The following is a 23440-nucleotide window of genomic DNA, read 5'->3' as shown; positions in this document are numbered from 1 at the left end:
GGATCGCCGTCTCAGGCCAGGCGCGCCCGTCGTCGCTGCGCGATCGTGACGATGACCGCGGCGACCGCCAGGACCAGCGCCGGCAGGAGCGAGCGGACAGCGAGGACGAGCATTCCCGCGCAGAGCACCACGGCGATGCACGCCATCCACCAGCCCGGTGTCCAGCGCGCGAGCAGACGGACGGCGGCGATCATGCCGATGACGTAGATGGCGACCATGCTGCTGGTGTGCACGAGGATGAACGGCGTCAGCTCCAGCCCCGACCAGAGCATGAGACCGAAGTACACCGCCACCACGACGGCGACCAGGCCGAGTGCTCGACGCGGGATGCCGCCCGACTCCGCGCCCGGAGCGAACCACCGAGGCAGATCGCCGTTCGCCGCGAGTGAAGCGCCCAGCTTCGCGAATGCCGCCAGGTACACGTTCAGCACGCCGAGCGCGACGATCGCCGCGATCACGCCGACCGCGATCGAGCCGAACCCCGGTGAGCCCAGTCCCGCGAGCGTCAGCAGAGGCACCACGCCCTCCCCGGCCGCGCCGCCGAGGGCGCCGACGGTCACGATCTGCAGCACGAGGTAGCAGGCTCCCGTCACGACGAGCGCGATCGCCGTGGCGACCGGGATGACGCGGCGGGGGTTGCGGAACTCTCCGGAGACGTGCGTGCCCACCTCCCACCCGGCGAAGGCCCAGACGAACAGGCTGATCGCGGTGCCGACGCCGCTCCATCCGTGCGGCAGGAACGGCTGGAAATTCTGGGGCTGCACCGACGGCGCGGCGAGCGCGACCACCGTGATCACGACGACCAGCAGCAGCGCCGTGAACACGAGCTGCAGCCATCCGGCGACCCGCACCCCGAACGCGTTGACCACGAACGGTGGGATGAAGAACACCACGGCCAGCACGGGCACCACCGAACGATCGGCGCCGACCACGGCTGCGACGTACTCGGCACCCAGCACCGCGACGACCGGACCCCCGGCGCAGACGCCGAACATGAACCAATACCCGGCCATCCGGGCGGCCGTGGGGCCGAGAGCGCGGCGCGCATAGCTCGCGACCCCGCCGGGATCGGGGAACCGCGCGGCGAGCGCGGCGAACGTTCCGGCCAGAGGGATGGACAGGACGATGACCGCGATGACCGCGACGATGCTCGCGGGACCCGCGACCTCGGCGGCGATGCCTGGCAGCACCAGGAGCCCCGTTCCGAGGACGGCGCCGATGTAGAGCGCGACGCCTTGCGGCAGGCCGAGCGTCCCGTGGGTCTGGACGACCGGCGGCGGCACGGCGAGCGGAACGGTCACCCGTCCAGTCTGCCCCGGGCCGGCGACAGCACCGGCACCGCCCTCTGCCAATCGTGGCCGGGCATCTGCCAACCGGTCGGGACTAGTACCAGAGGCTCAGGTAGGGGGTCTCCCGCGACGCGAAGACGGCATCGAGCGAGGCGGCGACATCTGCCTCGGCATCCGCGAGTCCCGCCGTCCGCAGGGTCGTCGGCCGTACCCCTCCGAGCAGCATCGACGACAGGGCGTTCACCGACATGGCGGCATCCGCCGGCCCTTCGACCGCGGAGACCTCCGCCTGCCCGCCCTCCGTCACCGTGAGCCGCCAGGTGCCCGCGGCGAAGCCGAGCGCATCCGTGATCCGCAGGGTGAACGAACCACCGCGCGCATACGTCCGGGCCGTCAGCACCGTGGGGACATCCAGGATGCGCAGCCAGCCGTGCTCCGAGGTCTCGACGGTCGCACCGCGCTGGTCGGCGATCATCCAGCGCACCGGCTCGTCGACCGATCGCAGGGGGCTCTTCACGATCGACACCAGATCGTGCTCGAGGGCGAAGCGCCACAGAGCCGCATAGGCATCATCCGTCTCGCTCAGCAGGTAGTGCAGGTCGAGCTCGTGCTTGGTGAAGTCCGACCCTTCGTCCGACAGGCGGTACACGGCGATCCCGCGCGTCGTCCCGGCCGAATCCGCGTAGCGCACCGCCCGCAGCTTGCCGCCGCCCTCCTGGCCGGGGGCGAGGCCCGACATCCGCAGCCACAGACCCGGCCACGCCTCGATCTCACCGGGCCGAGCGGTGCGGATCCGTCCATGCAGTTCGGCGAGCTGCTCGCGAAGCCGCTCCCGATCGATGAAGTCGAGCCGCCCGTCGGGACGCGGTCCCACCCAGACCGCGCGCTTGGTCTCGATCGACCAGTCCGACGCGTAGGTGGCCGGCGAGAACCCGAAGCGGCCGTAGATCGTCGCCTCCGACACCGTCAGGCCCGCGATCGGGACTCCGGCCGCCGCTGCCGTGCGCAGCTCGCCCTCCAGCATCGCCCGGGCGATCCCCTTCCGGCGGTGGGTCGGCGCGACCGTGACGCCGCTGATCGCCCACATCGGGATCACGCGGCCACCCGGCATCGTCATGTCGGTCACCCAGGAGTTGACCGTGCCGACCGGCTGCGTGGGCTCGAGCGCGGCTGGATCGTAGACGCCGGCGAAGCGTCGGAACGCCAGCCCGTCGCGAATGCCGCCCAGCTGTTCGTCGCTCTGCTCGCCGGCGAGGAATCCTCGCATCTCGGCCTGAAGATACGGGTGGAACGTCTCTGCATCGGAGGTGTCGATCACGCGATACTCGAGTCCGGCCGCCGAGAGGGTATCGGTGGAGGTGCGGTCGGCGGGGGCGTTCTTCCAGTCGTGCGCGGGCATGCGCCCCACCCTACCGACCGGCCACGACGCGGCGGGGTCAGTCCGCCAGCGCCGCTGCGGCCGCATCCACGGAGGCGTCGCGGTCTGCGGCGACGAGCCCGAGGCGGGTGCGGCGGTCCAGCAGGTCGTCGACGTCGAGCGCTCCCTCGACCAGCACAGCCCAGCGCAGTTCCTGGGCCGTCACGCCGCGGGCCGCCGGCGGCCCGTCAGCCAGCCGCGCCACGAACGGGGCCTCGGCGCCGTAGCGTCGCACGAGCCGCGGCGCTGCCTCGATCTCGTCTGAGCGGCCGCGCGGCCAGGCGCCGACGAGCGGCAGGATTCGCGTGCGTGAAGCCGCGACCTCGCCGGGCGCGAACCGCCGCGCGACTGCCGCATCCACGCCGTCCTGCGCCATGCGCCGGTACGTCGTGAGCTTGCCGCCGACGACGCTGAGCACTCCGGTGGAGGACTCGATGATCGCGTGACGCCGCGACAGGTCGCTCGTGTCGTCCTCCGCCGTGCCGAGGAGAGGGCGCAGGCCGGCGAAGGTCGCGATGACGTCGGATCGCAGCAGGGGCTCCTGCAGCACGGTGTTCACGGTGTCCAGCAGCATGTCGACCTCGGCCTCACTCGCATGCGGGACCTCCGGCAGCGGTCCGTCGGCCGGTACGTCGGTGAGCCCGATGTAGGTGCGCCCGTGCGGAGCCGGCACGGTGAAGACGAATCGGCTGCCCGAACCCGGCACCGGAACCGTGAGCGAGACGTCCGAGCCGCCCAGGCGCGCGGTCTCGACCACCAGGTGGGTGCCGCGGCTCGGGCGCAGCCGCACCCCGGCGTCGAGCTCCCCCGCCCACACCCCGGTCGCGCTGAGCACGGCCCGCGCTCGGACCTCGATCTCGGCGCCCGTCAGCTCGTCCCGCAGGAGCGCTCCGTCCCCCCAGGCCCGCACCGCCGCGACGCGCGTGAGGATCGCCGCTCCGTGGCCTGCGGCCGTGCGCGCAACGGCCACGACGAGCCTCGCATCGTCGACGAGCTGCCCGTCCCATCCGCGCATCCCGCCGCGCAGGCCGTCGAGCCGCACCGCAGGCGCGAGGCGAAGGGTTTCGGCGTGACCGATCGGCCCCGGCGCGCGCAGCACGGCATCGGGCGTGCCGACCAGCCGGCGCAGCCCGTCGCCGAGGCCGAAGCCCATTCCGACGTATGCCCCGCGCGCCATATGCCCCGGCGCGTAGAGCGGCAGCACCTGGGCGAGGGGCCGGGTGAGGTGGGGGGCGATCCGCGTCATGAGCGCGTGCCGCTCGGTGGCGCTCTCGTGCGCGATCCCGAACTGCCCGGTCGCGAGGTACCGAAGGCCGCCGTGCACGAGCTTCGAGCTCCACCGGCTGGTCCCGTGGGCAAGGTCATGCCGCTCGACCAGGACGGTCCGCAGACCTCGGCTCGCGGCATCCAGAGCGATGCCGGCCCCCGTGATGCCACCGCCGATCACGAGCACGTCGACGATCGGATCATCACCCAGCGCGACAAGTTCCCTCGACCTGCGCGCCGCATTGAGTGCCGAGGGATGCGGATGACGGCCGACCACGACCTGCGTCATCGGGCGGCGTCCCGAACCGCGAGGTATCCGACGACAGCCGCGTGCAGCTCGTGCTTCCACGCGACCGGTGGCAGCCACTCCCGCACGAGCGGCGCCGACTGGATCGCGGACTGCGCGATGAGCAGGAGCATGGCGGCGAGCCGGTCGGGGTCGCCCGGGCGGATGAAGCCCGCGTGCTGGCCGCGCGCGACGCGGGCGGCGATCTCCCGATGGATGCCGCGCTGGCTCGTGCCGAGGCGTTCCAGGATGTAGCGGGCGAAGAGTTCGGGATCGGTCTCGCGGAGCCGGTCGACGAGCGGCAATGCACGGATGCGGTCCGCGGTGTCCACCAGCGCGTCCGCGAAACCTTCGAGCGAGGTCGCGGCGTCGCCGCGGGGCACGACCGCGAACAGCTCGCGGGTGACGAGCGCCGCCAGCAGGGCCTGGACGTCGGGCCAGTACCGGTAGAGGGTCTGTCTCGAGACGCCGGCGCGGCGGGCGATGTCGGCTGCGGTCGTGCGCCGGATGCCGTGGGCGAGCACCTCGTCGAGCGCGGCGTCGAGCATCGCGGTCTCTGTGTCCGTCACGCCAGTCATGTGACAACCATACAGAATGTGTCATACTGTCGCCATGGATGCGACGACGCCTCTCGATCCTCCGAACGCGTCGATCGCCGTTCCCTCCCCTCGGCCGCGATCGGCCTGGGATGCATGGGGCACCGATCCGGTCCGGCTGCCGGCCGGCGCGAAGGCACTGGTGTCGACCGTGCTCTCCGGCAAGCCGCATCCGGTGCCACGCCGAGCCTCCCCCACGCTGACGCCGGCGCGCCTCGGCGCAGACGACATCGACGCGCTGGCCGCGGTCGTCGGCGCGGGCGCCGTGACGAGCGACGACGACGTACGCGCCCTGCACCTGGGCGGCAAGAGCACACCCGATCTCCTTGCGCGGCGTCTGGGCGAACTTCAGCGCGCGCCCGATGCCGTCGTCTTCCCGGCATCCCATGCCGAAACGATCGCGATCCTGTCCGCGTGCGACGACCGCGGCATCGCGGTCGTGCCGTTCGGCGGCGGCACGAGCGTAGTCGGCGGTGTGGATCCGGCCGCCGGCGAACACGCCCGCGTGATCGCCCTCGACCTGACGCGGACGGCGGGCATGTGGGGACTGGACGAGGCCTCGCTCCTGGTCACCTTCGGCGCCGGCACGACGGGACCTCAGGCCGAAGAGCTGCTGAACGCGAGGGGCTACACGCTCGGGCACTTCCCGCAGAGTTACGAGTTCGCCTCGATCGGAGGGTACGCCGCGACCCGGTCGAGCGGTCAGGCCTCACGCGGGTACGGCCGCTTCGACGACCTCGTGCACGCCCTGCGCATCGCCACCCCGATGGGCGAGCTGCGACTCGGGCGCGCGCCGGCGAGCGCCGCCGGCCCGGACCTTCGCGAGCTGTTCCTGGGCTCCGAGGGTGCGTTCGGCGTGATCACCGAGGTCACCGTGCGCATCCGCACCCTTCCCGCGGCGACGGCGTACGGCGCATGGACTTTTCCGGACTTCCCCAGCGGAGCGGCGGCCGTGCGCGAGCTCACCCAGCGCGGCATCCGCCCCACCGTCCTCCGCCTGAGCGATGCGAGCGAGACCCGCGTGAACGCGCTGATGGGCGGACACCTCACGCGCGCACGCGGGTGCCTCGCCGTCGCGACGTTCGAAGCGGGCGACCCGGCGAATGCCAGCGCGACGCTCGAGCAGACGGACGACCTGTTCCGAAGCCACGGCGCATCGGCCCGCGGGGAGGACCCCGCCCGCTCATGGGAGCGCGGGCGGTTCGCGTCCCCCGCCCTGCGGGACACCCTGCTCGACATCGGCGTGCTCGCCGAGACGCTCGAGACCGCGACGACCTGGGCGAACCTCGACGCGCTCAAGGCCGCCGTGACCGCGGCGCTGACCCGCAGCCTGAGCGGGGAGGGCACGAAGCCGATCGTGATGTGCCACATCTCCCACGTCTATCCGGCCGGGGCGTCGCTGTACTTCACGGTCGTCGCCGCCCTGACCGATGATCCCGCAGGGCAGTGGGCGCGCGCGAAGGATGCCGCGTCGCTGGCGATCGGCGACGCCGGTGCCACGATCACGCACCATCACGCCGTCGGCCGCGATCACCGGCCGTATCTCGAGACGGAGATCGGCGAACTCGGCATCGCCGTGCTGCGCGCCGTGAAGGCCACCGTCGATCCGCGCGGCATCATGAATCCGGGAGTGCTCGTCCCGCCCGCATCCGCGCCCCCGTCACCGAAGGCCGAATGAACGTCACACTGCTGGTCAACCCCGCTGCGCGCGGCGGTGCACACACCGGCGCGGCCACGCGCGCGGCCGAGCGACTGCGCGCCCATGACGTGCGCACCACGATCATCAGCGGCGGCAGCGCCGCTGAATCGAGCGAACTGCTCCGCACAGCGATCGCGCTGGGCACCGATGCCGTCGCGGTCGCCGGGGGCGATGGGACGGTGAGCCTCGCGATCCAGGAGCTCGCCGGCACCGACGTGCCGCTCGGGATCATCCCCGCGGGCACGGGCAACGACATGGCGACCGCCCTCGGTCTTCGAGAGCTCGACGCTGAAGCGGCGGCCGACGCCATCGCGGCGGGCGCGACACGCCGGATCGACCTGGCGCGCGTCGTCCGTGACGACGGATCCACGGCGTACTTCGGAACCGTGCTGGCGAGCGGGTTCGACTCGCGCGTGAACGACCGCGCGAACGCGATGCGCTGGCCGCGCGGCGGCTCGCGCTACAACATCGCGATCCTCATCGAGTTCCTCACCCTCAAGGGCATCCCGTACGACGTCGAGCTGGAACTGGCGGACGGCACACGGGAGCGGATCGAGGGCGACCTCGTGATGGGGACGGTCGGCAACGGCCGGACATACGGCGGCGGCATCCCGATCTGCCCCGACGCCGACCCGGCCGACGGACTCCTGGATGTGACCCTCATGCGCCCGGCAGGCCGCATGCGTCTGCTGCGCCTGCTCCCCCGGGTCTACCGCGGCACGCACACCACGGTGTCCGAGGTCTCGACGTACCGTGTCCGGGCGGTGCGGCTGGCCTCGCCCGGCGTGACGGCCTACGCGGACGGCGACCCGATCGGGGCCCTTCCGCTGACCGTCGAGGTCGCTCCGGCGGCCCTCAGCGTCTTCACGCCCTGACCACCCGCTCGCCGCTGGGGCTCAGTGCGTGGCCTGAACGGCGCGCAGGCGCTCCATCACCTGGTCGCGCAGCTCTTCGGGTGCCGTCTCCTTGCACGCCCGCGCGACCACCTCGGTGAGGGTGCGCGAGACGAGTGCCTCGTCCTGGCAGCTCGCGCAGTTCTCGAGGTGCTCGGCGATGTCGGTCTGCGACGTCTTGCACACCTCGTGGCGGAGGTACTCTTCGAGGTCGCGTCGGGCCTTCTCGCAGCCGCAATCGGTCATTTGGTGCTCCCTGTGGCGGCCGCGCTGATTCCGCGCTCGGCCGCATATTCCGCCAGCAGCTCACGGAGCATTCGCCTGCCACGATGCAGACGGCTCATGACCGTGCCGATGGGTGTCTTCATGATGTCGGCGATCTCCTGGTAGGCGAAGCCCTCCACGTCCGCGAGGTACACCGCCAGCCGGAAGTCTTCGGGGATGGCCTGCAGCGCGTCCTTCACGACGGACGCCGGCATCCGGTCGATCGCCTCGGCCTCCGCGGATCGGCTGCTCGTCGCCGTGGTGGACTCGGCGCCGCCGAGCTGCCAGTCCTCGAGCTCGTCGATCGTGCCCTGGTAGGGCTCGCGCTGACGCTTGCGATAGATGTTGATGTACGTGTTCGTGAGGATGCGGTAGAGCCACGCCTTGAGGTTCGTCCCCTGGGTGAAGGTCGCCCAGGACGCGAACGCCTTGACGAACGTCTCCTGGACCAGGTCCGCGGCATCCGCGGGGTTGCGCGTCATGCGCATGGCCGCAGCGTAGAGCTGGTCCATGAAGGGGAGCGCCTGCACCTCGAACTGCGTGCGCGCGTCGGTGGCGGCCTCTGCCTCGTCGTTCATCACGCGCCAGTCTACGGCGGCGGGATCCCACGACACGTCGACCTCGGCGAGGGCGTCCGCGTCCGGGCGATCCAGGATGGCGATCATCCGGCTCCACTTCTGCTGGTTGGTGGTGGGGGTTCAGTAGGGTAGAACCCGATGACAGGCGACCGGTATTCCCATCTGCCCGCACGGGCTGTTCGCGGCCGATGGCACGCGCCCACCGCCGGCGGGCCGCTTCGCGCGACCGTCACCGTGCCGGGATCGAAATCCCTCACGAATCGCGAGCTCATCCTCGCGGCGCTGGCCGACGGTCCGAGCCGGCTGACGGCTCCGCTGCACTCCGACGACTCCGCCAAGATGATCGCGGCCCTGCGCACGCTCGGCGTCGGCATCGAGGCGAGCGAGGGCGCCGGCAGGTACGGCGACGATCTCGTCGTGACGCCCGTCTGGCCACTGCAGGGGTCGACAGTCGTGGACTGCGGGCAGGCGGGGACCGTGATGCGGTTCGTCGCGGGTCTTGCGGGCTTCGCGCGCGGCGACGTCACCCTCACGGCGCACGAGAGCGCCCTGCACAGGCCGATGGGCACCATGATCAAGGCGCTGCGCGACGTCGGCGTCGACATCGACGACGGCGGGCACTGGGCGCTCCCCTTCATCGTCCGCGGCCACGGTCACGTGCGCGGCGGCGAGGTCGTGGTGGACGCGAGCGCCTCCAGCCAGTTCGTCTCGGGTCTGCTCCTCGCGGCGCCGCGCTTCGACGTCGGCCTGCACCTGATCCACCGCGGCGAACGACTGCCGAGCATTCCGCACATCGACATGACCGTCGAATCGCTCGCGCACCGCGGCGTCCACGTCGAACGGCCCGCGCCGGGCGAATGGGTCGTCCCCGCCGGTTCGGTCCGCGCGAAGGACGTGGCGATCGAGCCCGACCTCTCCAATGCCGCGCCGTTCCTGGGTGCCGCGATGATCGCCGGCGGCTCGGTCTCGGTGACCGGGTGGCCGGCCCACTCAACGCAGCCCGGGGCGATGCTCACTGAGATCCTCTCGCTCATGGGCGCCCGCGCCGTGCGACGCGGCGGCGCGCTCACGGTCACGGCGGGAAGCGGGATCGCCGGCATCCACCTCGACCTCTCGGCCGCGGGAGAGCTGACCCCGACACTGGTCGCACTCGCCGCCTTCGCCGACGCGCCGAGCACGTTCTACGGGATCGGGCACATCCGCGGGCACGAGACGGATCGGATCGCGGCGCTCGTGAGCGAGCTGCGCGCGCTCGGCGGCGAAGCGCACGAGCTGCCCGACGGCATCCGGATCGTCCCCCGCCCGCTGCACGGCGGCACCTGGCGAGCGCACCACGACCACCGTCTGGCCACCACCGGCGCACTGATCGGACTTGCCGTCGAAGGCGTCGAGATCGACGACATCGGGACCACGGCCAAGACGATGCCCGAGTTCCCGCAGCTCTGGCAGGACATGCTGGCCGGCTCCCCCGACGACGCGCACTCGGAGCCCCTGCACAACGTGGCGTCCTGATTCGGTCCGACGACGGTGAGCTGGCTCGAAGACGACGAGGACGACGAACCGGAGTTCGACGAGACCACGCTCCGCGCGCGCCCCAATCCGAAGGCGAACCGCCCGCGCACGAAGCGCCGTCCGGCGCACGCCGACGCCGTGATCGCCCGCGTCCTCGGAGTGGACCGCGGCCGCTACACGGTCCTCGCGGACGAGGACGGCCCGGACGAACGCAGGGTGCTGGCCACCCGCGCACGGGAGCTGCGGCGGATGCAGATCGTGACCGGCGACCGGGCGCGGATCGTGGGCGACCAGTCCGGCGATGAAGGCACGCTCGCACGCATCATCGGGATCGAGGAGCGCACGTCTCTCCTACGGCGGTCCGCGGACGACACCGACCAGGTCGAGCGGGTCATCGTCGCGAACGCCGACCAGATGCTCATCGTCGTGGCGGCCGCCGATCCCGAACCCCGCGAGCGCCTCGTCGACCGCTATCTCGTCGCCGCGCTCGACGCCGGCGTGCGCCCGCTCCTGGTTGTGACCAAGACCGATCTCGCCGATCCGTCCGAGTTCCTCGCTCATTTCGAGGGTCTCGACCTCGAGGTGTTCACCAGCGCGCAGGACGAGATGCCGCTCGAGCGGATCGGCGCGCAGCTGATCGGCCACTCCACGGTGTTCGTCGGCCACTCGGGGGTCGGCAAGTCGACGCTCGTGAACGCCCTGGTCCCGAGCGCGATGCGCGCCACCGGGCACGTGAACGAGGTCACCGGCCGCGGTCGGCACACCTCGTCCTCCACGGTCTCGCTGCGCTACCGCGGCGACGGCGGCAACGGATGGGTCATCGACACTCCGGGCGTGCGCTCGTTCGGACTCGGCCACGTCGACCCGGCGAACATCCTCGGAGCCTTCACCGAGCTCGCCGAGATCGCGAAGGACTGCCCCCGCGGGTGCACGCACCTTCCTGATGCCCCCGACTGCGCGATCGTGGAGGCCGAGGCCGAGGGCAGGCTGGGCCCGAACGGCGCAGCCCGCCTGGACTCGCTGCAGCGGCTGCTGCTCACCTTCGGCGACAAGCCCTGAGGGGTGTGCGGCCGTATTCTGGAGCGATGAGCTCAGTCGTCCTGGAACCCGGATCCCCTGCCCCCGACTTCACCCTGCTCGATCAGGATGAGAAGCCGGTCACCCTCAGCGACCTGCGCGGGGGTGGGGTCGTGCTGTTCTTCTACCCCGAGGCGATGACACCCGGATGCACGACCGAGGCCTGCGACTTCCGCGACAGCCTCGCGCCGCTGCAGGCCGCGGGCTACACGGTGCTCGGCATCTCCCCGGACCAGCCCGAGAAGCTGCGCCGCTTCCGCGAGCGCGACGGTCTGACCTACGACCTCCTCAGCGATCCCGAGCATGCCGCGCTCGACGCGTACGGCACGTGGGGCGAGAAGATGAACTACGGGAAGACGTACGAGGGGGTCATCCGCTCCACGTTCGTGATCGACGCCGACGGCCGCATCCAGGAGGCGCTCTACAACGTGAAGGCAACCGGCCACGTCGGGCGCGTACGGGCGCTGCTCGGGGTCGGCGCGTAGCGCTGGGCCGGATCGTCTCGCTGGGCGGCGAGCAGCGCGACTACTCGGATGCCGCATCCCGGGCTTCGCGCCCCGCGGCACGGACCGCCACGACCAGCAGGACGAGCGTCATCGCGGCGGGTATCGCGAGGACCAGACCCGTCATCGGCACCGAGTACGCGCCGGTGACCGCGCCGAGCGCGACCGCGAGGATGAGGAGCTGCGTGACGATGCCCCCCGAGCGCCCCCACGACTGACCGCGCCAGGTCGCCACCGCGAACGCCAGCACGGCGACCGCGCCGATCGCGGTCAGCACGACCAGGGCGAGCGCGCTCTCGATCGAATCGGTGTCGCCGGCCACGAGCGCCCAGACCTGCCAGACCACGAGCGCGATGATCGCGAGGCCCTCCAGGCCGAGCAGGATCGCCGCCAGCCGACCGGCCACGTGTGTGCGCATTCGCCACTATTCCTTCGTCGCTCGCCGAGCGTTTGTCTGAACCCTCCATGGCGTGGGGCGAATACTCAGCAACACCGCACATGACGTGCCGGTCAACCCTTGATTCGCACCCACCCCTGTGGGACGATTATTGAAGCCGTGTGCTCCCACAGTGAGGTGGGGCGAGCATGACTCGCATCTCCCACAGGGTATCGGACCCGAATCCGGGCTCTGAATCACCCGATCATCATCAAGGAGCACCACCATGGACTGGCGCGATAAGGCCGCCTGCCTGACCGTCGACCCCGAGCTGTTCTTCCCCGTGGGGAACACCGGACCGGCCGTCGATCAGATCGAGAAGGCCAAGTCGGTCTGCGCACGTTGCACCGTGACGGAGATCTGCCTGCAATACGCCCTCGAGACCGGGCAGGACTCCGGCGTGTGGGGCGGGCTCTCCGAAGACGAGCGGCGCGCGCTCAAGCGGCGCGCGGCTCGCGCGCGCCGCGCATCCTGACGCGACGCTAGTCCGCGGTGCGCTCGATGTAGCGCATCGGGATGTCGATCGTCACTTCGGTGCCGCTGCCCATCAGCGTGTGCCAGTCGATGGTGCCCCCGAGCTCCCCCTGGATGAGCGTGCGCACGATCTGCGTGCCGAGCCCGCGGCCCACCTGGCCTTCGGGCAGGCCCGATCCGGTGTCGCGGACTCGCACCGCGAGATTCTCCGCGCCGCGTTCGGCGATGATCTCCACATCACCCTCCTGACCGGCCAGACCGTGCTCGACCGCGTTGGTCACCAGTTCGGTCAGCGCCAGGGCGAGCGGCGTCGCGTACTCGCTCGGCAGATTGCCGAACGTGCCCGACGTGCGCGTGCGTGCGCGCGTGTTCGGCGCGGCGGCGACTTCGGCGACGAGCTTGAGGACCCGGTCGAACACGTTGTCGAAATCGACCGTCTGGGACAGCCCCTCCGAGAGCGTGTCGTGCACCACAGCGATGGCCGCGACTCTGCGCATCGCCTGCGTGAGCGCCTCCCGCGCCTCCTCGGAATGCGACCGGCGGGCCTGGATGCGCAGCAACGAGGCGACGGTCTGCAGGTTGTTCTTGACGCGGTGGTGGATCTCGCGGATCGTGGCGTCCTTGGTGATCAGCTCCTGCTCCTGGTGGCGCAGCTCGGTCACGTCACGGCACAGCACGATCGCGCCGATCCGGTTGCCGCGATCGCGCAGCGGAATGGTCCGCAGGGAGACGGTGACACCGCGCGCCTCGATGTCGGTGCGCCACGGCGCCCTCCCGCTCACCACGAGGGGCAGTGACTCGTCGAACTGGCGCTTGGCGGGAAGGATGCGGGTCGTGACCTCGCTCAGTGACTCGCCCTCGAGCTCGTCGTCGAAGCCCATCCGGTTGAAGGCGGAGAGCGCGTTCGGACTCGCGAACGTCGTGATCCCGTCGACGTCGAGGCGGATCAGCCCGTCCGAGGCCCGCGGCGCGCCCCGGCGCGGCGCGGTCGGCGCCGACAGGTCGGGGAAGTCGCCGGAGGCGATCATTCCGAAGAGGTCGTCGGCGCAGTCGTTGAAGGTGATCTGCTGGCGGGAGGGCGTGCGGGTCTCGCCGAGATTTGTGTGCCGGGTGAGGACCCCGATCGTCAGGGCCGCGTCGCTGCCGCGCGATCGGACGATCGGCACCGCGCGCACGCGGGTGGGCGTCTCCTCGAACCAGTCGGGTGAGGCCGAGTCCACGATGCGCACGGTCTCGAACGCCTCGCGCACCTGCGTGCGCCACTGGGGTCGAACCCGGTCGCCGACGATGTCGCGGTAGAACAGCGTCGCGGCGCCGCCCGGACGGGTGTGTGCCACCGCGACGAACGAGTCGTCCTCGGTGGGCACCCAGATGACGATGTCGGCGAACGCGAGGTCTGCCAGCAGCTGGCCGTCGCCGGCCAGGCGGTGAAGCCACTCGACGTCGGCCTCGCTCGACCGACCCTGGGCGTAGACGAGATCGCTGAGCGTCGACACCTCTCAAGCCTAGACGTGAGCGGGTGGGCCGCATGCTACGAGAGGGCCGGCTCGGGTGCGCGACGTCGTGACCGGCGCCGGATGCCGCGCGCTGACTCCGGGACCGGCGCGACTGCCTCCCCGACGAATCGGCGCACCGCGAGCGTGATCGGCGAACGCGGCGCCACGTCCGCGATCGGGCGGGCCGCCAGCAGTGCAGCATCCGCCGCCCGCACATCGGCCGGCACGAACCAGACATCCGTGATGCCGCCGAATCGATCGAGCGTCCGGCGCACCTGCCCCCGGGCGTCGATGCCGAGCGCTCCAGGTCGCAGGCGATTCGCGACGACCGCGACCGGTGTCGCCCCGATCGTGGCGCGCAGCTCGGGATACGCGCGCAGGAAACGGGAGACGCCGAGCGGATCCGCTGCGGCGACCGCCACCACGAGGTCCGCGGAGCGCAGCGCGGCGAGCGTGGCGGCATTGCGACGAGGACCTTCGAGATCACTCACGATCTCCTCGTCCCGCTCCAGGGACGCCGCGACATCCACCACCGTGTGATCAGCCCACTCGCGGCATGCTGCGAGCGCGGAGGCGACGCGCGACTCCCGCAGCTCCGGCCACCGCGACGGGCGGTTCAAGCCGGTGAGGACGTCGACCCCGGTGCTGCCGATCGGGGCGCTGATGCGGGCCAGTTCGCGTGAATCGAGCCCCCCGAGCTCGGACTGGCGGCACGCTGCCGCGAAGCCCGGGGCCTCGTCGGCGAGTCCGAGCGCGAGCGCGATCGAAGGTGCGTGCGAGTCGGCGTCGACCAGTCCGACATGACGGCCGCCGCGCGACAGTTCGACGGCGAGTTCGATCGCGATGGTGGAACGGCCCGGTGAACCGGCAGGTCCCCACACCGCGATCACACTCGGTCTCTTCGGCGCGATGTCGGTCGCGCGGACCGCTTCACTCGATGCGCGGGCCGATGGCGGTGCGGCGAGGCGCTCGGCGAGCAGCCACGCCTCGACCGCCAGTGGGAGCGGCGGCTCCAGGCCGAATGCGGCGGCGATTCTCTCGTCCGCGGGCCCGTCGGCCAGCGGAACGATCCGCACCGCGCGCCGATCGCACACCGCCACCACCGACGCGCTGAGCGTCGCACGAGAAGACTCGAGCACCACCGCATCCGCATCCGCCAGCACGCGCGCGGCCTCGTCGGCGCCCTGCGGCGCGCGGTCGACCGCGGAGGCGAGGGCGGATGCCGGCACCACGCCCACGACGTACAGGCCCTCGGCCTCGAGCCCTGCCGCGAGGTCCGCGCCGTGCGGCTCGTCGACCGCGACGAGAACCCTCACTCGCCGGCTCCGGAGGTCGGGACCACCGACAGCGCGGAATCGTCCGCCATCGCGGCGAGTGCGGCGGCGACATCGGCCCGCGGGATGACGATCTCGAGGGCGGCGGAGCCGCCGCCGATCATCGAATCGTCCCGGGTGACGGACACGACCGTCGCGTCCGCGACGAGGATGCGCGGAGTGTCGTATGTGCCGCGCTCGAGGAGCGGCGCCGCCCACACCTCGACGACCGAACCGGCGCGCACCGATCCGGGCACATCGACCGCGCTGCGCAGCACGACACTCGTGGTCCGGACCGCTGCGGCGGCCCCGACGGCGCTGTCGGGTACCAGCTCGCCGGATTCGATCGTGCGCGTCGCGATTAGGCCGTCCGCGAGGGCGTCGGGCGACAGGTAGGCATCGCTCACCTGGCCGAGCGAGACGTCGACCCGCCGCACGTCGTCGGCCGAGATCGCCTCGCCCGGCACGATCGTGCGGTTGGCCGCGAAGGCCGGCGCGGTCTGCCGCGAGGCCGACACGACGAACCAGACACCGGCCACGGATGCGATGACCAGCAGGATTCCGAGAAGGAAGCGCGCGTCGCCCCAGAATGCGCGAGGTCGCGGGCGGACGCTGTCGAGTGCGGTCATGAGACCATCGTGACGCAGAGCGCGATCCGGCCTCGGTTGTTATCCACAGCGGGTGCGTCACCCGGCCGCCCCGCGGGGTGGGCGCCCATAATGGGGGCATGCCCGAGATCCCGACGTCCGACGTGCGCATGCTGGCACCCGCTCAGGTGGCGGAGGTGCTCGGCGTGTCCGTCGACGAGGTGATGGCGCTCGTGCATGAGCGGCGTCTGAGAGGCATGAAGGTGGGCTCGCCGGCGAGGTGGCGGATCGAAGAGGCGAGCGTCGCCGAATACCTCGACGAGCAGACTGAGGAGGCCCGGCGCATCGCCCTGTGGCGACAGTCGAACGAGGCGAGCTTTCCCGAGCTGTGGGGCACCGGGGTGGTCAGCGACTCGGACTGACGCCCGGCCGGCACAGGAGTGCCGATCGCGGCCCCGATGGGTCGATGACGGCCCGATCGGGCCGTCGGATCTCAGGCCGGCGCAGCGCCCGCGTCGAGCCGGATCCAGGCCACGGCACTGAACGGCACGATCCGATGGCCGGTCACCTCGCTCGCCCGCCGCGGCGTGCCGGGCTCGTGCATGGCGAGGTCGAGGTGATCGTGGCCCGCACGGTCGATCGTGCCGGCGAGTACGCGGCCGTGCATCAGGTGCACAGCGACGGCGACACGTCGTCGCACGAGGTCTCGCGCCACGAATCCGAGCGTCATCCGATTGGCGAGCGTGGAGGATGCGTTCGCGGGCCGCGCGCTGCGCAGAACGTCGACGTGCGGCAGTCCGATCGACGCGATCGACGCGAACGGCACCACGATCGCACCCGACCGCCCGCCCTCGAGTGCGACCCAGTCCGCGCCCACCCCGGTCACCTCGGCCGACAGCACGGTGCCGTCTGCGAGGTCGAACGATGGTGGCGACACGTCGCGATCGCGCCCCTGCAGCATCGACAGCCGCTCGCGCAACGCCACCCGCGACAGACGCAGCCGCTCGGCCTCCGTGTCCAGGGCAGCACGTTCCGCCTCCCACTCGGAGGCGAGCTGAACTTCGAGGTCGTCGAAGAAGCCGTCCCAGCGCACCAGGCGAGAGTATGGCAATCGTCACGACTCGATGAGAAGTTCTCCACAGGTCGACATCGGGCTCTTCCTGTGAAGTTGCCGTGTGTTGTAATTTCTCGCAGGACATCCCCCTGTCGAGATTGGCATCCATGGCACCGTCGCCTTCGCGCACTCCTCGCGCACATGCCGCGCCCGCCGGCGCCGTCGAGCTCTCGGAGTTCTTCGCACCGCAGCGCACGCCGTCCACGCAGCTCCCCGACCCCGAGCCCTTCCTGCGCAACATCACGCGCGGCGTGCTCGAGGTCTTCGCCGGCGTGCGCGAGGTCGACCAGCTCGCGCGATGGCTCACCGAGGACGCGTATCGCAAGCTGATGACCCGCGCAAACCTCGCCGCTCGCGCGCGTAGCGCGCGCGGGGTGCCGGCGATCCGGCCTGTTCACGCACTGATGTCGGTGCGCCACTCCTCCCCCGCCGACGGCGTCGTCGAAGCCGTCGTCATCGTGCAGGGTCCGGCGCGCACGCGGGCGGTCGCCCTTCGCCTCGAGGGCATGGACGGCCGCTGGCGCACGACCTCGCTCGCGCTCCTCTAGCCGACGGCGGACCGTCCCCAGCGTCGTGGCCGGTCCGCTCGTCACATCGGTCCGAGGACGACCGCTCAGTCCCGGTCGATGAGCTCCAGAAGCTTCTTGAGCTCGTCCCGGATCTCATCGTGGCCGAATTGACCTGCGCGGCTCTCACCCGCGATCACGCCGGATCGATGCACCTTGCGGAAGTCGCCGAACGGGAACGAGTAGGCGTCCTTCGTCTCCCGATCCGCACTCTTGTCGACTCCCATGTGCCAATGGGCGTACTCGGTCCAGCCGTCGCGCTCGATGAAGCCGTTCTCCTCGTCGGGGGTCGGCTGCGCCTCGGCCCAGTCACCCGGGCCGTCTCGGACGACCTTGCCCTCACGGACGAGTGCGCGCGCCTGCCGGAGCGCCGGGCGGTTCAGTTCGATCGACATGGTCGTCACGATACGACCGGCCTCGAGCCGGCGGAAAGGGGGTTGACGATGCCGCTACTGACGATACGACGACAGGAAGTTGCCGAGCCGCTCGATGGCCTCGGAGAGCACCCGGGCCTCGGGAAGCGTCACGATCCGCACGTGGTCCGGCGTCGGCCAGTTGAAGCCGGTGCCCTGCACGAGCAGCACATGCTCGGCGACCAGGAAGTCGTACACGAACTTGGCGTCGTCCCGGATCTCGTGCACGTCCGGATCGAACCGGGGAAACGCGTACAGGGCACCCTGCGGCTTGACGCAGCTGACGCCCGGGATGGCTTCGAGACTCTCCCACGCGGCATCCCGCTGCTCGCGAAGTCGGCCGGCCGGGCCGATCAGCGCGTCGATCGACTGCACGCCGGAGAGGGCCGCCTGCACGGCATGCTGCGCTGGCACATTCGGGCACAGTCGCGTGGATGCGAGCAGTGTGATCCCCTCGATGAAGCCCTTCGCGTGGTCCTTCGGTCCGGTGATGACGACCCAGCCGGACCGATAGCCGGCAACCCGGTAGGTCTTGGAGAGACCGTTGAAGGTCAGCACCAGCAGGTCCGGCGCGACCGAAGCCGTCGGGATGTGCTCCGCGTCGTCGAACAGGATGCGGTCGTAGATCTCGTCGGACAGCACGAGCAGGGAGTTCTCGCGCGCGATCTCGGCGATGCCCTCGAGCGTCTCGCGCGAGTACACCGCGCCGGTCGGGTTGTTCGGGTTGATGACGACGATCGCCTTCGTGCGCGGCGTCACCTTCGATCTGATGTCTTCGAGATCGGGCTGCCACCCGTTCTGCTCGTCGCCGAAGTAGTGCACCGGCGTGCCGCCGCCGAGGCTGGTCATGGCCGTCCACAGCGGGTAGTCCGGGGCGGGGATCAGCACTTCGTCGCCCTCGTCCAGGAGCGCCTGCATCACCATCGTGATCAGCTCGGACACCCCGTTGCCGAGATACACGTCGTCGGGGCCGAACGGCGGGAAGGTGGGGTCCTGCTCGTAGCGGTACACGACCGCGCGCCGGGCCGAGATGATGCCGCGGCTGTCGCTGTAGCCGTGGGCGTGCGGCACTGCCTCGATCATGTCGCGGACGATCTGGAACGGCGCCTCGAAACCGAACACCGCGGGATTGCCGGTGTTGAGCTTGAGGATCGTGTGCCCCTCGTTCTCGAGGCGGTCCGCCTCGACCAGCGCCTGGCCGCGGATCTCGTAGAGGACGTCCTTCAGCTTGGTCGACTGGTCGAGGGGGCGCAGGGGGCTCATCGGATCAGGATAGTTGCCGCGGCGTGGATCGAAGCGCCCCAGCCGCTCGAAGCGCGGCGGGGCAGGGCCGAGGAGCCCGCAAAGCGGGCGTATCGAGACGTCGGCACATGCCAGCTTCGCCGGATTGGCCCGCTGAGGGACCGGAACTCAGCGTCGCCGCAGCCGGGTCGCCCGGCGCGCCCGGCGCGCCGAGGCGACCTGGAAGATCAGGGTCGCGGCGATCGCGATCAGGAAGACGGCCGATGCGATCACGTTCGCTTGCGGCGGGATGCCGCGCTGGGCCGCCACGTAGATGTAGACAGGGAAGGTCTGCACCGTGCCGGAGGTGAAGTAGGTGATGATGAAGTCGTCGAAGCTCAGGCTGAACGACAGCAGCGCCGCCGCGATGATCCCGGGAAGCAGCAGCGGGAACGTGATCCGCCAGAAGACCGCCCGCGGCGATCCGTACAGATCTCGGCCGGCCTCCTCGAGGGACGGATCCAGCGACAGCACACGCGCGCGCACCGTCACCACGACGAAGCTCAGGCAGAACATCGTGTGCGCGATGATGATCGTGCCGAGCCCCTTGGCCACGCCGATCGTGAGGAACTGCGAGGCGAGCCCCGCGCCGATCACCACCTCGGGGGTCGCCATCGGCAGGAACAGCAGCAGGCTGATCGCGCTGCGCGCGCGGAACCGGTAGCGCACTAGGGCGAGGGCGATCATCGTGCCGAGCGTCGTCGCGATGATCGTCGCGATGCCGCCCACGAGCAGGCTGTTCCCGAATGCGACGCAGACCTCGGGCTGCGAGCACACGGTGAGCCAGTTCTCGAGCGTGAAGCCGTTCCACGAGATGTTGGAGCGGTTCGCGTCGTTGAACGAGAACGCGAACGTGTACACGATCGGGATCAGCAGGATCAGGAACGCGATCGTCACATAGGTGGGCAGCAGCCACGTGCCCAGCGACATGCGTCGACGCTCTGCCTTCGCGGTGCGGGGCGGGAGTGTCGCCCGGCGGGCGTCCACGATGCCCTCTTCGAGAGTGGTCACAGGAGGTCGTCCGTTCCGGCGCGGCGGACATAGAAGCCGACGATCACCACGATGACCGCCATGAGCAGGATCGACAGCGCCGCGGCCTGCGGATAGTTCACCGTGATGAGGAACTTCGACTGGATGACGTTGCCGATCATGGCGGTGCCCGGACCGCCGAGGAATGCCTGGCTCGCGTTGACATAGTCACCGGCGGCGGGAATGAAGGTCAGCAGCGTGCCCGAGATGACTCCAGGCAGCGACAGCGGAAACGTGACCTTCCAGAACGTGCTGGCGTTGCTCGCGTACAGGTCGTTGCCCGCCTCGATGAGGCGCTTGTCCAGCCGGTCGAGGGAGGCGAACAGCGGGAGCGTCATGAAGGGGATGAAGTTGTAGGTGAGTCCGAACACCACCGCGAAGCCGGTGCCGGTGATGTGATCCTGCGGGCCCATCAGCCCGACGAACTGCAGCAGCCCGACAACCGGACCCTCGTCGGAGAGGATCTGCTTCCACGCCAGGGTGCGCAGCAGGAAGGAGATGAAGAACGGGGCGATGACCAGGACCAGGAGTAGATTGCGCAGCATCTTGCGCTCGCGGATCGTGACGCCGATGAAGTACGCGATCGGGTAGCTGATGAGCAGCGCGAACACTGTCGCCAGCAGCGCGTACCAGAACGACCGGAGGAACTGCGGCCAGTACAGCGCGATCACGTCGACGTAGTTCTGCCAGTAGAACGCGTAGTAGTAGCCGCCGTACGTCTCCGTGTCGTTGATGCCGAACGAGGTGATCAGCAGCGAGACGAAGGGGACGAGAAAGAACAGCGCCAGGTAGGCCAGGCCGGGCACCAGGAGTGCGAGGGCGATCAGCCCGCCGCGGCGGCGCTCGGGCTCGCGTACGGCCTGGGTGCCCGCGGGAACGAGCGCCGAGATCGCCATCTCAGGCGGCCTCGCCGTCCGGGTCGGCGGCGGCGACCGCCTCGGCGGCTTCGACGCGTGCGGCGGCATCCAGCCCGAACGTGTGCTCGCGGCGCCACGCGACCCACACCTCCGAGCCCGGCGTGAAGACCGAGCCGAACACCATGTTCTGCTCGAACACCGTGACCTCGCCGAGGCCGGGGATCTCGAGGATGTACTGGGTGCTCGCGCCTGCGAACGACACGTCGACGATCCGGCCGGGGCCGAGGACGTTCTCGAGCCCGTCGCGAGGCGGTTCCTCGCTCAGGAGGCGGAGCTTCTCCGGACGGATGCCGACTGTGATCGCTCCGGTCGAGACGACCGCCCGCTCCTGCGGCATGGCCACGACGCCGCCGGCTGTGCGCGCCGTGATCATGCCGCCCGCAGCCGATTCGACGGTGGCGGGGAACAGGTTGGACTGGCCGAGGAAGCTCGCGACGAACCCCGTCTTCGGAAGCTCGTAGAGCTCCTGCGGCGAGCCGAGCTGCTCGATGCGCCCGTGGTTCATCACCGCGACGGTGTCGGCCATGGTCATGGCCTCCTCCTGGTCGTGGGTGACGTGGAGGAAGGTCAGGCCCACCTCGGCCTGGATCGACTTGAGCTCGAGCTGCATCTGGCGTCGCAGCTTGAGGTCGAGGGCGCCGAGCGGCTCGTCGAGCAGCAGCAGCGCCGGACGGTTCACGATCGCCCGCGCGAGCGCGACGCGCTGCTGCTGGCCACCGGAGAGCTGGCTCGGCCGGCGGGCTGCGACGTGGTCGAGCTCGACCAGGCGGAGCGCCTCGTGCGCCTTCGTCGCCGCATCCGCCACCCGTCGACGCTTCAGGCCGAACTCCACGTTCTCGATGACCGACATGTGCGGGAAGAGCGCGTAGCTCTGGAACACGGTGTTGACCGGCCGCTTGTGCGGCTTCACGGACGTCACGTCCTGCCCGCCGATCAGGATGCGACCCGCGGTCGGATCCTCGAGCCCGGCGACGAGGCGCAGCGTGGTCGTCTTGCCGCATCCCGACGGGCCGAGCAGCGCGAAGAACGACCCGGCCGGGATGAGGAGATCGAGCTCTTCGATCGCCGTGAATCCGGGGAAGGTCTTGCGGATTCCCTCGAGCTGAAGATCGGCGCCGGACTCGGCGAATTCTCCCGCTGCCATGATCAGGCGCCGAGGCCGACGGCCTCGAAGTCCGAGTTGTACTTCAACTGCTCCTCGTTCGTGAGCGTGCGGAAGATGTGCGCGTTCGCGAGCGTCTCCTCGTTGGGGAAGATCAGCTGGTTCTCCACGAGGCTCTCGTCGATGTCGGCCATCGCATCCTGCGCACCGGCGACCGGCGTGATGTAGTTCACCCACGCAGCCACCTCCGCGGCGACAGCGGGGTCGTAGTAGTAGTCGATCAGCTTCTCGACGTTGGTCTTCTGCTGCGAGCCGATCGGGATCATGAAATTGTCACTCCACAGCGTGCCGCCCGAGTCGGGCAGCGCGAAGCCGAATTTGTCGCCCACCTCGTAGTTGATCGCCGTGATGTCGCCCGACCACACGATGGCCGCGAGGGTGTCCTCGTTCTTGAGGTCGTCCGCGTAGGAGTTGCCCTTGATGTTGCGGATCTGACCGTTCGCCACCTGCTCGGCGAACACATCGAGCGCGTTCTGGTACTCCGTGTCGCCCCAGCTCGAGCCCGAGATGTCGACGCCCTGGCTCAGCATGATCAGTCCCATCGTGTCGCGCATCTCGCTGAGCACGCCGACCCGGCCGTTCAGATCGGGGTTCCAGAGGTCGTCGACGCTCTGCAGCCCGTTGGGCAGCTTCTCCTTGTTCCACGCGATGCCGGCGAAGCCGGACTGCCACGGCAGCGAGTTGGCGCGGCCGGGGTCGAAGTCGGGGTTCTTCAGGCTCGGGTTGAGGTTCGCCACGGCGTTGGGCATGTTCGCCTGGTCGAAGGCCTGCGTGTAGCCGGACTGGATCCAGATCGAGGCCATCCAGTCGGTGAGGCACACGGTGTCGGCGCCGATGTCCTGACCGAGTTCGAGCTGGTCGCGCACCTTGGCGAAGTAGGTGTTGTTGTCGTCGATCGCGACGTCGTACTTGACGCTCAGGCCGGTGGCCGCCATGAACGCCTCGAGCGTGGGGTGGTTTCCGTCGTCGTCCTCGTCGAGGTAGAACGACCAGTTCGCCCACGTCAGGCTCTTCTGCGATGCCGACAGGTCTTCGCCGGCACTGGCCGACGCCGCCGGTCCGGCGCCGCCCACGCGGCCGGAACATGCGGCCAGGAACGCCGCGAGCGACAGCGCCCCGGCGCCGCCGATCAGGCCGCGACGGCTGATCTGGGCTGCGCGGGCCTGTGCGATGAGGGCACGGACTGCGGGGTCTTCGGGCAGGGGTCCACGGGGCATGGAGCACTCCTCAAGAGATGCGGAACATCGCTCGCGCGACAACGGGTGAACTGAT

At 70.3% G+C, this 23440-nt stretch carries 25 protein-coding genes; 8 read left to right on the top strand and 17 right to left on the bottom strand.

What is annotated here, in order from left to right; genetic code table 11:
* Positions 1-11: 11 nt before the first annotated feature.
* The 4 genes from BM349_RS06465 to BM349_RS06450 all read right to left on the bottom strand — a co-directional run bounded on the left by BM349_RS06465 (position 12) and on the right by BM349_RS06450 (position 4836).
* Positions 12-1301: an APC family permease gene (locus BM349_RS06465; RefSeq protein WP_254773768.1), complete on the bottom strand. Its 1290-nt coding sequence runs from the start codon at positions 1299-1301 to the stop codon at positions 12-14.
* An 82-nt stretch (positions 1302-1383) separates the two neighbouring features.
* Positions 1384-2688, bottom strand: a complete 1305-nt coding sequence (locus BM349_RS06460) for a GNAT family N-acetyltransferase (RefSeq protein ID WP_175525221.1) — start codon at positions 2686-2688, stop codon at positions 1384-1386.
* Positions 2689-2725: 37 nt separating this feature from the next.
* The gene (locus BM349_RS06455; RefSeq protein WP_091705268.1) at positions 2726-4261 is read right to left on the bottom strand and encodes a glycerol-3-phosphate dehydrogenase/oxidase; all 1536 of its coding nucleotides are present in this window, start codon (positions 4259-4261) and stop codon (positions 2726-2728) included.
* Positions 4258-4836, bottom strand: coding sequence for a TetR/AcrR family transcriptional regulator (locus BM349_RS06450; protein ID WP_091705265.1), 579 nt, complete (start codon positions 4834-4836; stop codon positions 4258-4260). Before BM349_RS06450 ends, BM349_RS06455 begins: the two co-directional genes overlap by 4 nt.
* Positions 4837-4870: 34 nt before the next feature.
* Between BM349_RS06450 and BM349_RS06445 the strand changes: the two genes are divergently transcribed.
* A complete protein-coding gene (locus BM349_RS06445; protein ID WP_091705262.1) occupies positions 4871-6532 on the top strand; it encodes an FAD-binding oxidoreductase in 1662 nt (553 codons plus the stop codon).
* A complete protein-coding gene (locus tag BM349_RS06440) occupies positions 6529-7428 on the top strand; it encodes a diacylglycerol kinase (protein WP_091705259.1) in 900 nt (299 codons plus the stop codon). The genes BM349_RS06445 and BM349_RS06440 overlap by 4 nt, the downstream gene beginning before the upstream one ends.
* Positions 7429-7449: 21 nt before the next feature.
* On the opposite strand, the gene BM349_RS06435 is transcribed toward BM349_RS06440, so the two are convergent.
* Positions 7450-7692 carry a zf-HC2 domain-containing protein gene (locus BM349_RS06435; RefSeq protein ID WP_091705254.1) on the bottom strand — a complete coding sequence of 81 codons (243 nt, stop codon included), beginning with the start codon at positions 7690-7692 and terminating at the stop codon, positions 7450-7452.
* Positions 7689-8288, bottom strand: a complete 600-nt coding sequence (locus BM349_RS06430) for a sigma-70 family RNA polymerase sigma factor (protein WP_217645666.1) — start codon at positions 8286-8288, stop codon at positions 7689-7691. The genes BM349_RS06435 and BM349_RS06430 overlap by 4 nt, the downstream gene beginning before the upstream one ends.
* 138 nt (positions 8289-8426) lie before the next feature.
* Here BM349_RS06430 and aroA point away from each other — a divergent pair, with 138 nt between their 5' ends.
* Genes aroA through bcp form a run of 3 tightly spaced genes read left to right on the top strand, consistent with a single transcriptional unit; the run spans position 8427 to position 11362 of the window.
* Positions 8427-9800 (top strand): 3-phosphoshikimate 1-carboxyvinyltransferase, encoded by a 1374-nt coding sequence (aroA, locus tag BM349_RS06425; protein WP_091705243.1) that lies wholly within the window; start codon positions 8427-8429, stop codon positions 9798-9800.
* A gap of 15 nt (positions 9801-9815) precedes the next feature.
* Positions 9816-10859, top strand: a complete 1044-nt coding sequence (gene rsgA / locus BM349_RS06420; RefSeq protein WP_091705238.1) for a ribosome small subunit-dependent GTPase A — start codon at positions 9816-9818, stop codon at positions 10857-10859.
* 26 nt (positions 10860-10885) lie between these two features.
* Positions 10886-11362 (top strand): thioredoxin-dependent thiol peroxidase, encoded by a 477-nt coding sequence (gene bcp / locus BM349_RS06415; RefSeq protein WP_091705235.1) that lies wholly within the window; start codon positions 10886-10888, stop codon positions 11360-11362.
* A gap of 40 nt (positions 11363-11402) precedes the next feature.
* On the opposite strand, the gene BM349_RS06410 is transcribed toward bcp, so the two are convergent.
* Complete coding sequence (locus tag BM349_RS06410; protein WP_091705232.1) at positions 11403-11798, bottom strand: histidine kinase; 396 nt, start codon at positions 11796-11798, stop codon at positions 11403-11405.
* 244 nt (positions 11799-12042) lie between these two features.
* On the opposite strand from BM349_RS06410, the gene BM349_RS06405 reads away from it, so the two are divergent.
* Complete coding sequence (locus BM349_RS06405) at positions 12043-12291, top strand: WhiB family transcriptional regulator (RefSeq protein WP_018171995.1); 249 nt, start codon at positions 12043-12045, stop codon at positions 12289-12291.
* Between the two features lie 7 nt (positions 12292-12298).
* Here BM349_RS06405 and BM349_RS06400 read toward each other — a convergent pair whose 3' ends face one another.
* From BM349_RS06400 to BM349_RS06390, 3 genes are read right to left on the bottom strand one after another with little or no spacing between them, the layout of a single operon-like run.
* Positions 12299-13786: a sensor histidine kinase gene (locus BM349_RS06400; protein WP_091705229.1), complete on the bottom strand. Its 1488-nt coding sequence runs from the start codon at positions 13784-13786 to the stop codon at positions 12299-12301.
* A 35-nt stretch (positions 13787-13821) separates the two neighbouring features.
* A complete protein-coding gene (locus tag BM349_RS06395; RefSeq protein ID WP_091705226.1) occupies positions 13822-15102 on the bottom strand; it encodes a CpaE/TadZ family protein in 1281 nt (426 codons plus the stop codon).
* Complete coding sequence (locus tag BM349_RS06390) at positions 15099-15728, bottom strand: SAF domain-containing protein (protein WP_091705223.1); 630 nt, start codon at positions 15726-15728, stop codon at positions 15099-15101. Before BM349_RS06390 ends, BM349_RS06395 begins: the two co-directional genes overlap by 4 nt.
* A gap of 98 nt (positions 15729-15826) precedes the next feature.
* Here BM349_RS06390 and BM349_RS06385 point away from each other — a divergent pair, with 98 nt between their 5' ends.
* On the top strand, positions 15827-16108 hold the full coding sequence (locus BM349_RS06385; RefSeq protein ID WP_175525220.1) for a helix-turn-helix domain-containing protein: 282 nt from the start codon (positions 15827-15829) through the stop codon (positions 16106-16108).
* A 71-nt stretch (positions 16109-16179) separates the two neighbouring features.
* Here BM349_RS06385 and BM349_RS06380 read toward each other — a convergent pair whose 3' ends face one another.
* The gene (locus BM349_RS06380; protein WP_091705220.1) at positions 16180-16779 is read right to left on the bottom strand and encodes a hypothetical protein; all 600 of its coding nucleotides are present in this window, start codon (positions 16777-16779) and stop codon (positions 16180-16182) included.
* A 128-nt stretch (positions 16780-16907) separates the two neighbouring features.
* Here BM349_RS06380 and BM349_RS06375 point away from each other — a divergent pair, with 128 nt between their 5' ends.
* Complete coding sequence (locus BM349_RS06375; RefSeq protein ID WP_091705217.1) at positions 16908-17348, top strand: Rv3235 family protein; 441 nt, start codon at positions 16908-16910, stop codon at positions 17346-17348.
* Positions 17349-17413: 65 nt separating this feature from the next.
* On the opposite strand, the gene BM349_RS06370 is transcribed toward BM349_RS06375, so the two are convergent.
* From BM349_RS06370 to BM349_RS06345, 6 genes are all read right to left on the bottom strand, one after another.
* Entirely contained in the window at positions 17414-17761 is a 348-nt protein-coding gene (locus tag BM349_RS06370) for a hypothetical protein (RefSeq protein WP_091705213.1), read from the bottom strand.
* 54 nt (positions 17762-17815) lie between these two features.
* Positions 17816-19042, bottom strand: a complete 1227-nt coding sequence (locus BM349_RS06365) for a pyridoxal phosphate-dependent aminotransferase (protein WP_091705209.1) — start codon at positions 19040-19042, stop codon at positions 17816-17818.
* A 147-nt stretch (positions 19043-19189) separates the two neighbouring features.
* On the bottom strand, positions 19190-19990 hold the full coding sequence (locus BM349_RS06360) for an ABC transporter permease (RefSeq protein WP_091707161.1): 801 nt from the start codon (positions 19988-19990) through the stop codon (positions 19190-19192).
* A 77-nt stretch (positions 19991-20067) separates the two neighbouring features.
* Positions 20068-20985 (bottom strand): ABC transporter permease, encoded by a 918-nt coding sequence (locus tag BM349_RS06355; RefSeq protein WP_091705205.1) that lies wholly within the window; start codon positions 20983-20985, stop codon positions 20068-20070.
* A 1-nt stretch (position 20986) separates the two neighbouring features.
* Positions 20987-22150, bottom strand: a complete 1164-nt coding sequence (locus BM349_RS06350; RefSeq protein ID WP_091705202.1) for an ABC transporter ATP-binding protein — start codon at positions 22148-22150, stop codon at positions 20987-20989.
* Between the two features lie 2 nt (positions 22151-22152).
* Positions 22153-23385: an ABC transporter substrate-binding protein gene (locus BM349_RS06345; protein WP_091705197.1), complete on the bottom strand. Its 1233-nt coding sequence runs from the start codon at positions 23383-23385 to the stop codon at positions 22153-22155.
* Positions 23386-23440 lie beyond the last annotated feature (55 nt).

Origin of the sequence: Microbacterium sp. cf046 (assembly GCF_900114345.1) — a bacterium.
In the GTDB taxonomy this organism is placed as follows: domain Bacteria; phylum Actinomycetota; class Actinomycetes; order Actinomycetales; family Microbacteriaceae; genus Microbacterium.
Note: the sequence above shows the minus strand (reverse complement) of the source record. Positions and strands in the feature narration are given on the sequence as shown.